Source organism: Shewanella indica, from assembly GCF_002836975.1.
Taxonomy (GTDB): domain Bacteria; phylum Pseudomonadota; class Gammaproteobacteria; order Enterobacterales; family Shewanellaceae; genus Shewanella; species Shewanella indica.
The window spans coordinates 96,574-109,606 of sequence record NZ_NIJK01000022.1; the positions used below are offsets into that span (position 1 = coordinate 96,574).

At 52.1% G+C, this 13,033-nt stretch carries 11 protein-coding genes and 1 other annotated feature; of the genes, 3 read left to right on the forward strand and 8 right to left on the reverse strand.

The genetic code is table 11. The annotated features are described in order from the left end of the window. Nucleotide 1: 1 nt before the first annotated feature. Nucleotides 2–277: a trp operon repressor gene (gene trpR / locus CX650_RS05295; RefSeq protein WP_039034232.1), complete on the reverse strand. Its 276-nt coding sequence runs from the start codon at nucleotides 275–277 to the stop codon at nucleotides 2–4. Nucleotides 278–474: 197 nt separating this feature from the next. Between trpR and CX650_RS05300 the strand changes: the two genes are divergently transcribed. Next, a complete protein-coding gene (locus CX650_RS05300; protein WP_039034231.1) occupies nucleotides 475–927 on the forward strand; it encodes a c-type cytochrome in 453 nt (150 codons plus the stop codon). A 61-nt stretch (nucleotides 928–988) separates the two neighbouring features. Here CX650_RS05300 and CX650_RS05305 read toward each other — a convergent pair whose 3' ends face one another. Continuing rightward, nucleotides 989–1,666 (reverse strand): cytochrome b/b6 domain-containing protein, encoded by a 678-nt coding sequence (locus CX650_RS05305; protein WP_039034230.1) that lies wholly within the window; start codon nucleotides 1,664–1,666, stop codon nucleotides 989–991. Nucleotides 1,667–1,978: 312 nt separating this feature from the next. On the opposite strand from CX650_RS05305, the gene hpf reads away from it, so the two are divergent. After that, nucleotides 1,979–2,332: a ribosome hibernation-promoting factor, HPF/YfiA family gene (gene hpf / locus CX650_RS05310; protein WP_039034229.1), complete on the forward strand. Its 354-nt coding sequence runs from the start codon at nucleotides 1,979–1,981 to the stop codon at nucleotides 2,330–2,332. 110 nt (nucleotides 2,333–2,442) lie between these two features. Next, nucleotides 2,443–2,560, forward strand: a sequence feature (Phe leader region). A 38-nt stretch (nucleotides 2,561–2,598) separates the two neighbouring features. Next, nucleotides 2,599–4,554 carry a chorismate mutase gene (locus CX650_RS05315; RefSeq protein WP_101095200.1) on the forward strand — a complete coding sequence of 652 codons (1,956 nt, stop codon included), beginning with the start codon at nucleotides 2,599–2,601 and terminating at the stop codon, nucleotides 4,552–4,554. Here the strand turns inward: CX650_RS05315 and CX650_RS05320 are convergent. The 6 genes from CX650_RS05320 to CX650_RS05345 all read right to left on the reverse strand — a co-directional run bounded on the left by CX650_RS05320 (nucleotide 4,542) and on the right by CX650_RS05345 (nucleotide 11,627). Further along, complete coding sequence (locus CX650_RS05320) at nucleotides 4,542–5,843, reverse strand: cation:proton antiporter (protein WP_101095201.1); 1,302 nt, start codon at nucleotides 5,841–5,843, stop codon at nucleotides 4,542–4,544. The two genes, CX650_RS05315 and CX650_RS05320, sit on opposite strands and share 13 nt — an antisense overlap. Before the next feature lie 46 nt (nucleotides 5,844–5,889). Further along, nucleotides 5,890–6,225 carry a hypothetical protein gene (locus CX650_RS05325; RefSeq protein WP_039034226.1) on the reverse strand — a complete coding sequence of 112 codons (336 nt, stop codon included), beginning with the start codon at nucleotides 6,223–6,225 and terminating at the stop codon, nucleotides 5,890–5,892. 99 nt (nucleotides 6,226–6,324) lie between these two features. After that, nucleotides 6,325–7,422, reverse strand: a complete 1,098-nt coding sequence (locus CX650_RS05330) for an FAD-binding oxidoreductase (protein ID WP_229800037.1) — start codon at nucleotides 7,420–7,422, stop codon at nucleotides 6,325–6,327. 69 nt (nucleotides 7,423–7,491) lie between these two features. Continuing rightward, nucleotides 7,492–9,153 (reverse strand): hydroxylamine reductase, encoded by a 1,662-nt coding sequence (gene hcp, locus CX650_RS05335; protein WP_101095203.1) that lies wholly within the window; start codon nucleotides 9,151–9,153, stop codon nucleotides 7,492–7,494. A gap of 229 nt (nucleotides 9,154–9,382) precedes the next feature. Further along, a complete protein-coding gene (tyrA, locus tag CX650_RS05340; protein WP_071477219.1) occupies nucleotides 9,383–10,522 on the reverse strand; it encodes a bifunctional chorismate mutase/prephenate dehydrogenase in 1,140 nt (379 codons plus the stop codon). A 13-nt stretch (nucleotides 10,523–10,535) separates the two neighbouring features. Further along, nucleotides 10,536–11,627, reverse strand: a complete 1,092-nt coding sequence (locus CX650_RS05345; RefSeq protein WP_101095204.1) for a 3-deoxy-7-phosphoheptulonate synthase — start codon at nucleotides 11,625–11,627, stop codon at nucleotides 10,536–10,538. Nucleotides 11,628–13,033 lie beyond the last annotated feature (1,406 nt).

Here is a 13,033-nt window from a genome sequence, read left to right on the forward strand (position 1 = left end):
CTCAAAGGATCAAGGCGCGGATTTTTTCTCTAAGCGCTTCGGGCATATGCTTCAAATAATTGGAGCAACGGGTTATGGTTGCTATGCTCACCTCGAACTCGGCCGCAATCTGCCGCTGACTCATCTCACCTTCAAGCAATACCTGAAACACCTTCAAACGGCCGGCGATGGCATGTCTTTCATCATCGGTCAGCAGTAATTCAAACAGGCAATTAAGATCTTCGGGATTATTGTGAGTCAGTACTTTCTCCAGTACTGATATCCAATCAGGGCGCATAGCAACTCTTTCGTGTTCACGTAATGGTACGTGAACACAGTATAGCGTTGTTTTCTTGCGAAAAAAAGTCGTGTTTTAGCAGCCAGTTACTGACAAAACTTTACATGTAAACTGAAAAAGTCTACTCCCTAGGTCAAACAAAATGTGTACAATAGCCAAGCAATGTCACATTAACGCACAAACTTGTGAGAATGATAATGAAAAAATACTTACTGATGTTAGCCGCCACCGCGGCGCTTAGCGCTACAGCTGTTCAGGCCCACAACTTTGAAAGCAGCGATGATGCCATCCAGTACCGTCAGTCTGGTTTCAGCCTGATGGCCTATAACTTCGGTGATATCGGTGCCATGCTCAAAGGCAAGAAAGACTTTAACGCCGATGTTGCAGCTATGCGTGCAGCCAATGTGGCAGCCCTGGCGAAACTGCCACTGGAAGGCTTTATCGATGGTTCAGACAAAGGTGATACTGAAGCCCTGGCCAAGATTTGGGCCGACAAGGCTGACTTTGAAGCCAAGTTCAAAGAACTGCAAACCAATGCCGACGCCCTGGCTATTGCAGCCAAAGGCGGCGACAAGAATGAGCTGAAAAAAGCCTTCGGTGCCGTTGGCAAGAGCTGCAAAGGCTGCCACGACGTATACAAGAAAGACTAATCTCTTTCGTTGATTACATTAAAAAAGCCTGCATCAAGCAGGCTTTTTATTGTTTGGAAGCTTACAACATACCTATCACGGGCATCATCAAAAAGTGCACCACAGGCACGGCGACTACCAATAAAAGCACCAATGCCAGTATCAAAGAGGCAAACCTGGGTTGCTGCGCTTCCGCAGCCGGTAAGCGCTTATAGCCACTGAACATTGCCCCCACCAGCTTTTCACCTTTGAAGCGGTGCAGCAAGACGGCGGCCACATGAATCCCGGCAAGGATCAATAAAAGATCAAAATTTTTCTTGTGTAGCCAGGTAAACCAACTGGCAGTTTCACCGCTAACAAAAGAAACCAAGGGTCCTTCGGTAAATATCTCATCTGTGGCAAATAACCCCGACACCAGTTGCAGACTGATGATGGTCAGCAAGAGTATTACCATATAACCCCCTAGAGGATTATGCCCCAGAGAATGAGGAGCCTGCTTGGCCCGCATTTTGGCAAGATAATCCAATGCCTGACGGGGATGGCGAACAAAATGACTGAAGCGGGCGGTGTCACTGCCGATAAAGCCCCAAATAAGCCGTACCACCAACAAGATCATCAGACTATAGGCGAACAACTGGTGATAGCTCATCTCGCCCTGATCGGCACTCCACCACAGCCCGCCCAAGAGCAGCAACATGCCCCAATGAAACACCCGCACAGGTATATCCCAGACCTTCACTTTAACTTCGTTGTTATTCATAAAGTACTTCCTGTTATCACCCGTTTTGGCCCGAACGGCATAAGGGTAAAGAGTTGTAGATAATACACATGATGATATTTAAAGCGACGGGAGGAGGCAATCGGAAAGGACTGATACTCAGTGATCTCATCAAATATGGCCCTTTATCAACCAGGGTTCAAGACTTTTCAGGGCAAAATAATCCAAACTTGTCTAAGTGATCAAATAAGTGACAAACGCTCTCTGACTCGCCACAAACATTGATCTGGATCACATTTTTAAGTCTGGGGATTGTTAATCTGAAGCCAAGGAAGCAACAGAGGGTTTGACAATATGCTAAAGATCACCAGCAAGCAATTTGAAGTCACAGCTGCCATCCGTGAACGTGTTGAGAGTCGCCTTACCAAACTGGACCGTTACGATACTCAGCTGATTAATCCCCATGTCATCATCCTCAAAGAAGGGCCACTCTTTAAAATAGAAGCATCAATTAAACTGGCCAACGGACAACTTTTTGCCCAGGCGAAACATGAAAATCTCTACGCAGCCATAAATGCAATGGGACAAAAGCTGGAAAAACAGCTCAATCGCCTGACCCACAAACCCGCAGCTCAGCGTGGTGCCTTTGAACCCGAAGCCACCGAACCTGAGTTCGAATACGATTACAAGGAGGACTACGCAGCTTGATATTTCAATCTCCCACTAACCAGCGCACCTCCGGGTGCGCTTTTCATTATTGAAGCCTAGGATTTTTTGATTGACAGCCCAAGGGGATAGTTTTAGCTTAATCGTCATGCCATACATTAATCGCTCGTTTTTTATTTTCTTTTTTACACCTTATTCCCGGAGGCGGCCCTGACGTGTAAAAACGAAAATGAAAATTGCCAAGCCTCCCACCAGGGAGGCTTTTTTGTCTGTATCATGCACTGAGTATTACTGGTTTAGAGGTCTGAATGAATAAAGTACCGCCGCTGGAGCGAATAAGGGATGACATCACTACCCTGGACAGGGATCTGTTGGCGCTGTTGGCCAAACGTCGACAACTCAGCCTGGAAGTCGCCCGCAGCAAAGAGGTGGACATTCGCCCTATCCGTGATACCCAGAGAGAAAAAGAACTCTTGGCAAGGTTGGTTCGCCAAGGGCGGGAACAGGGATTGGATGCCCATTATGTCATCAGTCTCTATCAGGCCATAATTGAAGATTCAGTGCTGAACCAGCAGGCCTACCTCCAGGGCAGAGCCAATCCAGAAACCCAAAAACAGCAATACTGCATCGCCTATTTGGGCGCCAGAGGTTCATATTCCTACCTGGCCGCCAGTCGCTACTGTCAACGCCGTCAGGTAGAGATGCAGGATCTGGGTTGCCAGAACTTTGATGATATAGTGCAGGCTGTCGAGTCCGGCCATGCCGACTATGGGTTTCTGCCGATAGAAAACACCTCATCCGGCTCCATCAACGAAGTGTATGATGTGTTGCAGCACACCAGCCTGGCTATTGTGGGTGAAACCACTATAGAAGTGGGCCACTGTCTGCTGGCCAAAGCGGGAAGCAAACTTGCCGATATCAAAACCGTCTACGCTCACCCCCAACCCATCAGCCAATGCAGTCGCTACCTGAGCCGCCATCCCGACTTTCGTCTGGAATATTGTGCCAGCAGCGCCGAAGCGATGGAAAAGGTTCTCCAGGGCGATAGCACTGTGGCCGCTATCGGCTCCAGTGAAGGCGGCGCCCTCTACCAATTGGAACCTCTGGAGCAGGAACTGGCCAATCAAAAAATCAACCAGAGCCGTTTTATCGTAGTGGCCCGCAAGGCGATAGAAGTGCCGGAGCAACTGCCGGCCAAAACCACACTGATTATGGCAACCGGTCAAAAGCCAGGCGCCTTGGTGGAAGCTTTGCTGATCCTCAAAGATCACAACCTCAATATGAGTAAGCTGGAGTCACGCCCTATCCCGGGCACGCCTTGGGAAGAGATGTTTTATCTGGATGTCGATGCCAATCTGGCATCCATAGCTATGCAGCAAGCACTTGCCGAGCTTGAGCGACTCACCCGCTTTATCAAGGTACTTGGCTGTTACCCTTGTGAGACGGTCGAGCCAACTCAGCTGAGTCACAGCCAACTGTTGATTGAACCAGAGAGTTCCAGGCAGGACAGCGCCAAACCGTCACCCCAGAGACATTCCCGCCACTATAAACCGGCAAGCACAGAAATTAGTTGCGGTCAGCTCAAACTGGGACAAGGCCAGTTCGCCGCCTTGGCGCAACTGAACCTCCCCATAGATACAGACAGCTTTGCCCCAAGCGCCAAGGCCCTCAGGGAAGCCGGATTTCAAGGGGTGGTTCTCAGTGCGCTGACGCGTCAGCCCGATGCCAAGCAGCAACTGCCCAAATTGCAGAGCCTGTTGAACCAAGCCGGGCTGCAGAGCATTGTTGCCCTGGAGCATGCAGAAGATCTGGCTCTGGCCCAGACCACGGCCGACATGCTATTGCTCAGCGGCAAACAGATGTACAACACAGAGCTGCTCAATGCGCTTGGTGGACAGAACCTGCCGGTAATATTGGAGCGTAATCCCATGGCCAGCCAACAGGATTGGCTGGCCAGCGCCGATACCCTGCTCGCCGGCGGGAATCAGCAGTTGATCCTCTGTGATGCGGGGGTCAGTGGATTGAATCAACCAGAACAACTTGTGTTGGATCTCGCCGCCCTGGTGGAACTAAAAACCCTGAGTCACCTGCCGCTATTGGTAAATCCAAGCCTGTGCCTCAACCCAAGCAGCAGTGAGCAAACACTGACGGCTCAGGCCTTGGCTATCAAGGCGTTGGGCGTAGATGGTTTAATCATCGCTGCCGATGTCCGTCATCCACAGCAACATGCAGGCTTAATCACCAAGCTGTATCAGACAACCTGAGTCGCTTCGGCAGCGGCTTTACCGGCCTCTGCCGCCTCACGGCTGCGGCGGATCAAACGGGAAACCGTTGAGCCCTGCACCATGATAGAAAAGACCACCACGGCATAAGTCATTACCAGCAAGAGATCCCTGAGCTCCAGCTCGGGGGTCAGCACTATCCCCGCCGGAATACTAATGGCCATAGCCAGCGCCAGGCCACCCTTGAGCCCGCCCCAGATAAGGATCCCCTCCGCGCCTTGGCTGTATTGCCGCATACGCCTGAACCCCAGATAAGGTAAGTACACGCTGACACATCTTGCCAACAACACCACAGGGATACTCAGCAGCACAAACCACCAGAGTTGCATATCCAGATGGGTCAACAGCAGCAGGAGTCCCAATAGCAGGAACAAGAGCGAATTGAAGAAGTGCTCAAGCAGGCCCCAGAACCTTTGCAACAATATTCTCCCCGTGACCCCAAAGCATTTGGGCACTGTGAAATTACCCAGCACGATTCCAGCGGCCACCATGGCCAGAGGGCCGGACACCGAAAGCTTTTCTGCCATCACATAACCTGCGGTAGGCACCACCAAGGTAATCAAGAGTCTCTGGGTTTCTTCATCCGTGAGTTTCATCAGTTGATGTAGCGCAAAGGCCAGCGCCAGGCCATAGGCGATGCCGCCAACGGCCTCATGGAAAAACAGCGCGCCGACATCGGCCAGGCTCAGGGCCTCGGCGGAAAAAGCCAGCTGCGAAACAGCAACAAACAGCACCAGGCCAATGCCATCATTGAACAGCGACTCACCCTCAACCTGAATGGCAATATCCTCAGGCGCGCCGAGTTTTTTCAAGATGGCCAAAACCGCTATCGGATCGGTTGGTGATATCAAGGCCCCAAACAACAGGCAGTAACTCCAGGGTAGCGCCAGCCCCAGCAGCGGCATCAAATAGAAGCAAAGCGCCGCTACTGTCAGAGTGGAAATCACAGTACCAAACAGAGCCAGACAGAGAATTTCCCATTTCTGGCTGGCCAGCACCTTGAGCCTTATCTGCAGTGCACCGGCGAAGAGCAGAAAACCCAACATACCGTTCAGCAGCAGCGCCTGAAAGTCGAGGCGCTGCAATACCGAAATGGTTTTGATATGGATATCCAGCTCAAACCACTTGCCCACCACCAGGATAATCAGGCTAAGGAGCATGGCCAGGCCTGTGATGGCAATGGTTTCCTGCAGTGAGTGAAAACGGCTGGATAACAGCGAGATAATCAGTGCCAGCGCCGCCAGCACACAGAAGAGTTGATAGTCCGTCATATTTCCTTGCGATCAGGCTGACCGCTTCCCTGGTAGCAGACAAGAGCTACATGGCTTGTCCATCTGTAAGGCTGAGCCAGCCCTTGAAGATCCGGTAGCTGAACCAGATAACTCCCAGGGCGCACAAGCTGAGGCTGAGCCACAGTGGATTGACCCAGTAGCCCATAACCAGTAGCAGTGCCAAACCCATAATACTGCGCCTTTGCCAGCGCAAGTGAGAGCCCAGCAGCGACAGAGGTGCAACCTGCCTTTGGCTTAAGTTAATCAACAGGCTCAGGATCACAGGCAGGAAAAACAACGGAAAGGCACACATAAGCGCATATAAAAAATGGCCCATGCTGCGATCTTCACTGGCAAATGCTTCTGAGGGTAAGCTGGTCATAGTCTGTCTCCGGCCAACATCTGGAATGCAGGGCCCAAAGCTCTTGCCCTGCTTTAACCATACTGTGAGATCGCCACTTCTGCAATGCCGGAAACAGAATTAGAAGGGGCCGGTTTCCAGTTGAATATCACTCTTCACCCGGCTGGAGCACGCCAGCACCATACCTGAGTCAATCTCATCCTGGCTGAGTGTCTGCTGGCTGCTGCTTTCCACCTCACCGGAGACAACCCGGCACTTACAGGAGCCACAAACACCGCTGCGACAGGCGGCAATAATGGGCAAACCTTCAGACTCCAGCGCTTCAAGCAGGGTCTGCTCGCCATTGATGCTGAGCTCAAGGCCGGCAACACTCAAACGGTAATTGGCCGAACCGTCACCCGCGGGCGCCGAGGTATTTTCAGCAAAGCTTTCCTTATGAAAACGCGTCATATCGAAATCCGCTTGCGCCAGCATCTGCTCTGTGGCCGTCATATAAGCCTCAGGGCCACAAACATACACAGTGCGCTGGCGATAATCCGGCACCAGTTGCTCCAGTGCCGCCAAGCTCAGGCGTCCCGGTAACATAGGACACTCGGCAAGGTCCCCGGAGACTGAGGCAGTCTCACTTCCCTGCTCCAGCAGATAGCCCAGCTTAAAATTATCGTGACGGCTGTTCATGGCCCGCAAACTGTCTCGGAAGATGAGATCCTGCTCGCTTCTGGCACTGTGAATAAAGGCGATATCGCTGTCAAGATAACTGTCGGTCAGAAAACGACTCATGGAAAACATCGGCGTAATGCCACAACCGGCGCTTAAAAACAGATAGCGCTCGGCCGGTATATCGATAAGGTTAAACTGGCCGTAAGGCCCTGAAGCCATCAGGCTGTGACCCGGCTTAAGATTATCAATAAGGTAGTTGGAAATTTTGCCGCCCTCGACCCTCTTGATGGTCAGCATCAATGAGTTGGGCCGAGATGGCGAAGAGGAGATGGTATAACAGCGGCGATACTCCTCACCGGCAATCTCCAATTGCAATGCCACAAACTGCCCGGGCTTGAAATGAAAAGACAGCGGCTGGGCTGCTTTAAAACGAAAACTCACCACATCCGGGGTTTCCTGCCAGCGGGCGACACAAATGAGCCGCAGCTCTCCGGGAACCCATTGACCAGCCTGATATTGACTGATTGCCGGCGAAACTTGTAATGGATTGAGTGTCATCGAAACTCCCTCTACAGAGAAAGAAATGGCCGGCATGCCTACTGGCATCCCGGCCTCAAGAGATACGCATCAAGCGGCGCCGAGAATCGCCTCCAGGTCTTCCTCAACCGTGCCAACATTGCGCAGGCCGAACTTATCTTCCAGTACCTTCAGCAAATTGGCGGTCAGGAAGGCCGGTGGGGTTGGGCCGGTACGTATGTTCTTCACTCCCAGTGACAGCAAGGTCAACAGGACCACTATCGCCTTCTGCTCAAACCAGGACAGCACCAGACTCAGCGGCAATTCGTTGATATCACACTCAAATATCTCAGACAGTGCCAGCGCCAGCTGGATCGCCGAGTAGGCGTCGTTGCACTGGCCGATATCCAGCAATCTGGGGATACCGTTGATATCACCGAATTCGAGCTTGTTGAACTTGTACTTGCCACAGCCCAGGGTCAGGATCAGGCTGTCTTTGGGGGCCGCCTTGGCAAGGTCGGTGAAGTAACTGCGCTCAGCCTTGTCACCATCACAGCCGCCAATCAGGAAGAAGTGACGAATATTGCCGTTCTTGACGTTTTCAACCACGGCAGGCGCCGCGTTCATCAAAGCGTTGCGGGCGAAACCTATGGTGATCATATGGGGGATCTCATCATAGGCAAAGCCTTCAAGCGCCAGTGCCTTGTCGATAACAGCACTGAAATCGTCGCCGGTCAGGTGAGTCACGCCCGGCCAACCAACGATACTGCGAGTAAAGATGCGGTCGGCATACTGACCGACATTGGGATCGATAATGCAGTTGGAGGTCATCACCACGGCGCCGGGGAAGTTGGCAAATTCCTTCTGTTGATTTTGCCAGGCGCTGCCGTAGTTCCCCACCAGATGCGGGTATTTCTTCAGTTCGGGATAGGCCAGCGCCGGCAACATCTCACCATGGGTATAGACATTGATGCCCTTGCCTTCTGTCTGTTGCAGGATGAGCTCGAGATCTTTCATATCGTGGCCCGATACCAGGATAGCCTTGCCCTTCACCGGCTTGGTGTTGACCTGAGTCGGCTCTGGATGACCAAAGGCCGCAGTTTCACCGGCATCGAGCATAGCCATCACAGAATAGTTGAGCTGACCTATCTCCATCGCGGTGGCAAACAGCTTGTCAGCATCTGTGCTGTCAGTCGCCAGAAAGGCCATGATCTCGTGGAAACGACCGGCCACTTCGCTGCTGGTTTGATCCAGAACCCGGGCGTGTTCCATATAGGCAGCCGCCCCTTTCAGGCCGTAGAGGCACAGGAGTCGCAGACCGAGAATATCTTCATTGAGGTCATCACCGCGGTTGGGCGCAGCCACTTTGGCCTGCTGTAACAGCTCGGCCTTGGACGCCCCCAGCAGCAGAGTCGCCGCGGCGGACATAGGCTCGGGAGTCACGCCCCTTTGTTCGCAAAGCTCCAGATAGCGCTGCTTTAGCTGGTCTCGCAAGCGAGCGGCTTCCTTTGCATATTCGCTAATCCGCTCGTCGTCGAAGTTAACATTGGTCAGAGTGGCGAAAAATGCCTTGGGCACAAAGGTATCAACTTGCGGCTCGATAACCTCAAACTCCCGGAGTTTGACGGCATAGGCGGACAGCCCCTGCAACATGTAAATCAACAGATCTTGCAGATCCGAGGTCGCGGCCAATTTACCGCACATCCCCTGGGCATAGCTGCAGCCATTACCGGCCGGGGTTCGAATGGTTTGCTCACACTGAATACAAAACACGGCATATCTCCTTTAATCATGCTTTATTTTTGCATGTTTTAAATCAGTGTACTCTTTCATCGCTCAGACGAAAGAGCGTGAGTCATAAAGCTTGAAGGAGATCACCTTAAGCGATTGCTGAATAAATGGCTTTTTGACTTCTATCTGGCTGATAAAAATGAAAAAGGAGCCTAAAAGGCTCCCTTGGATAAATCGCGTTGCACTGCCAGCGGAGTTGACCGCCTTGAGATCAGTGACTCTTCATATCATTGACCGACTGCAGCATGCTGCGGCTCTCGCTGCGAAACTGTGGTGCAAAGTCACCGAACCATTCGGCCACCTCACGGAACTGGCGCACAAAGCCGTCTCTGTCACCGGCCTTGAGCATGGCCAAAGCGCCGGCATAGTTGTCCAGATAGTCGGAGATAGCACCCAGGCTCTCTTGCTGGGCGAAGATGATATCGGCGTAAAGCTCTGGGCTTTGGGCAAACAAGCGACCGACCATGGCCAGCTCCAACCGGTAAATCGGTGAACTGAACTGCAGCAGACTATCGAGATCGGCCTGCTCCCGGCACAAGTTGAGGCCATAGACAAAACTGGAGAAGTGACGCATCGCCTGCACCAGTTGCATCGCTTTATCATGTTTGCCGGCATCCGCTTCCACCAGCCGCGCTCCCCAAATAGCTATCTGCTCCAGCAGCCAGGCATAGGCCTCACTCTGCCGACCATGGCATACCACGACAACCTGCTTGGCAAGGCTGCCCACATCCGGGCCAAACATGGGATGAAGCCCCACCACTGGCCCGCTGTGGGCCTCGAGCATGGCTTGCAGCGGCTCCGACTTTATCGAGGTCAGATCCGCAAGAATGCAATCCTTGGGCAAGTGCCGCAAACGGGAGCGGATAAGCTCACAGGTAATGGCAATCGGCACAGTGACCAATACCAGACCGGCACCGTCGAGGATAGCATCGGCATTATCCCAATCATCTTTATCGAGCAGATGTACTGGATAGCCGGAGAGTGTCAGCATCTGGGCAAACAGGGTGCCCAACTGGCCACGGCCGCCAATGATCACCACCTTGTTGATATCCGGGTTCACCTGCTTGAAACCCACATCCTTCTCGTTGAGATAGGATTCCCGCATCAGACGCCTGAGCACATCCTCTATCAACTGCGGCGATACCCCCAGACTTTCGGCTTCTACGCGGCGCTTGGCCAACATGGCGGCCTCCCGCTGCGGTGCATAGATGGGCAGGCCGGCATTGTGTTTGACCGCGCCGACCTGGGCCACCAGATCCAGCCGCTGACGCAGCAACTTGAGCAACTCTTGGTCGACGCCGTCAATCAGTCCGCGTAACTTTTCCAGCTCTGCCGTGGTTTTCTCACTCATCTCAAATCTTCCGTCAGCCATTTGCCACCCTGAGCATATCAAAGCGAGTGGGTAAAATAGAACTCAGTTGCGCTGCCCCTTGCCTGAGCAGTTGCTCCGTATCCTGCCAATCTATGCAGGCATCTGTGACCGAAACCCCATAATCAAGCTCGGCAAGCGGCTTGTCACAGGCCTGACTACCGGCAAACAGATGGCTTTCCAACATCAAACCTATGATGGAGCGATTGCCCGCCGCTATCTGGTCAAGTACATCCCGGCACACAGGCAGTTGCCGCCGATGATCTTTATTGGAGTTGCCATGACTACAGTCGATAATCAGTCTGGCATTGAGCCCGGCACCATGCAGCTGCCGTTCACACTCAGCCACCGAATCGGCGTCATAGTTGGGGCCAGCACCACCCCGCAGGATCACATGCCCATCCGGGTTACCGGCGGTTTGCAGCAAAGCCACCTGCCCTTGTTGATTGATCCCCATGAATCTGTGACTGCTGGCCGCCGACTTGAGGGCGTTAATGGCCACCCCCAGATTGCCATCCGTACCGTTTTTAAATCCTACCGGCATGGAAAGCCCGGAGGCCATCTCCCTGTGGGTTTGTGACTCTGTGGTTCTGGCGCCTATGGCTGACCAGGTCACCAGCTCGGAAATATATTGCGGACTGATGGGATCCAGCGCTTCAGTGGCAACCGGCAACTCGAGTTCGGCCAGAAACAGCATCAACTCCCGCGCCATCCGCAACCCTTTTTCAATATTGAAGGACTCATCCATATCGGGATCATTGATCATCCCTTTCCAGCCCACAGTCGTTCGGGGCTTTTCAAAATAGACCCGCATCAGGATAAAAAACTGATCCTTGAGCTCGTCATGGAGCTTTTTCAGTTTCAGGGCATATTCCTTGGCCGACTCAATATCGTGAATAGAGCAAGGGCCGGTAACGACCAACACCCGGTTGTCACGCTTGTGAACTATGTCAGAAACCGTCTTGCGAGCGCTGAGAATATAGCGATAGCCGTGATCAGAAAGTGGCAACTGCTGCTTGAGTTCTTCGGGAGTGATGAGGACTTGTTCGGCACTGATGTGCACATTCTCTATGTTACTGGACTGCATTCTGATCACCTGAAATTATTTTGTGCGGCATACCTGAACGCATTACTGTAGCGGTACACCATTACGACATTACAATATGCCGAGACTGAAGCGGGAGATCAAGGGCGAAATCGGAAAAATTTTCATCTTTATTGCAAAGAAAACAGCAAACGGTTTCAGTTTGTGTTCTGTCTAGGTTTAAATGCCAAGCTTGGCTCACTTGTGGTAACCAACAAAATCGCCAAATCATCAAGCCATGAGGATGACAAAAAGTAAAAATCCACCTTGCTTGGAGGTTTCTTTATCCTGTGTTTGTTGTACCTTCTCGCCAAAGAGAGGCCAGATAAACAAATGCTATTCTCACAAAGCAGAGAAGTCATCGCTCTATCCAGGTTTCAAACAGTACAAAAGACAGTGTAAATGGCATGTCACTCAGCGGAAAGAACAGCAGGTAAGTGTCTGGATTATTGGTGACAATTCAATGCTGAACTTTAATCCACTTACTTCAGCCATTGCAGGTACATCTATTCGATTCCAGTTCGTCAGATCTGTGAGCTATTTTCCATATTACTCCTTTCCCACCTCAAGATGCGCTCCCTCGCCGTACAGCCAATGGCGTCCATGACCGGGCTTAAAGAGGGCTTACAATGGCATCCTACCAACACCAACTGAACTGAACTGAAACGAGTTGGTCACTACAGCCTGACGCACAAAGAAAAGGCGCGTCCTAAGACGCGCCCTATTTACTACTGTCAGCCATCCCGCTGAGTTGTGCTCCCTGCACCTTCCATGCGTATGAATTTCTTCCTGTGGACACCTTGTCTCAGTGATGACAGCTTCCAAGCCATCTTTTCATCCCTGCTTACAACCATCCTGGTGTCTGCTCAATTCCCTTGAGCCTCCTTGTGGCCTCCTGGCACTCATCTTCCATGTTTGCCCATCCACGAGCGGTGTCGTCCATGAGTTGGGTTTTCCCTTAACCCAAAGGCTGGCATCCCTGAGCCTGTCCTCTACTTCATCCTGAACACTTTCCTTAGCAGACCTTCCTGTCTCAAATGGCCTTTCCTGGCGCGGCAATTTCCTTATTACCGGAAAAAATCTCCTGTGGATCCATCCTGGTGTCTGCTTTCCCTGCGAGCCGTTTCCTTGGCTTTAACTTCCCTGCAATGGTTTCAAGACGTCCTGTCTTGATTGTCATCCATGATTAAAATCCATTTATCAGGCTTCCTTGCAGCTCATCCTTGAATAGGCCTTTCCAAAACGTATCATCCTGACACTTGCCCTTCCTTGGCTGCCACCTTAAACTCCTTGGCGTTGCTTTCCTTGCTGCTCCCTCTTCCTTGGAAGCTCTGTCAAAGCATCCTGCCCTGACCACAACTTAAGTGTACCCAAAGACCCCTCTTTGAGATGGTCGATTTTAGAACAGG

Bases quoted from the DNA above. Each gene is read 5' to 3' on its own strand.
- CX650_RS05325 (WP_039034226.1), bottom strand. From the start codon at position 6,225: ATGACCAGCTTACCCTCAGAAGCATTTGCCAGTGAAGATCGCAGCATG.
- tyrA (WP_071477219.1), bottom strand. From the start codon at position 10,522: ATGAGTGAGAAAACCACGGCAGAGCTGGAAAAGTTACGCGGACTGATT.
- CX650_RS05305 (WP_039034230.1), bottom strand. From the start codon at position 1,666: ATGAATAACAACGAAGTTAAAGTGAAGGTCTGGGATATACCTGTGCGG.
- CX650_RS05315 (WP_101095200.1), top strand. From the start codon at position 2,599: ATGAATAAAGTACCGCCGCTGGAGCGAATAAGGGATGACATCACTACC.
- CX650_RS05300 (WP_039034231.1), top strand. From the start codon at position 475: ATGAAAAAATACTTACTGATGTTAGCCGCCACCGCGGCGCTTAGCGCT.
- CX650_RS05345 (WP_101095204.1), bottom strand. From the start codon at position 11,627: ATGCAGTCCAGTAACATAGAGAATGTGCACATCAGTGCCGAACAAGTC.
- trpR (WP_039034232.1), bottom strand. From the start codon at position 277: ATGCGCCCTGATTGGATATCAGTACTGGAGAAAGTACTGACTCACAAT.
- hpf (WP_039034229.1), top strand. From the start codon at position 1,979: ATGCTAAAGATCACCAGCAAGCAATTTGAAGTCACAGCTGCCATCCGT.
- CX650_RS05330 (WP_229800037.1), bottom strand. From the start codon at position 7,422: ATGACACTCAATCCATTACAAGTTTCGCCGGCAATCAGTCAATATCAG.
- CX650_RS05320 (WP_101095201.1), bottom strand. From the start codon at position 5,843: ATGACGGACTATCAACTCTTCTGTGTGCTGGCGGCGCTGGCACTGATT.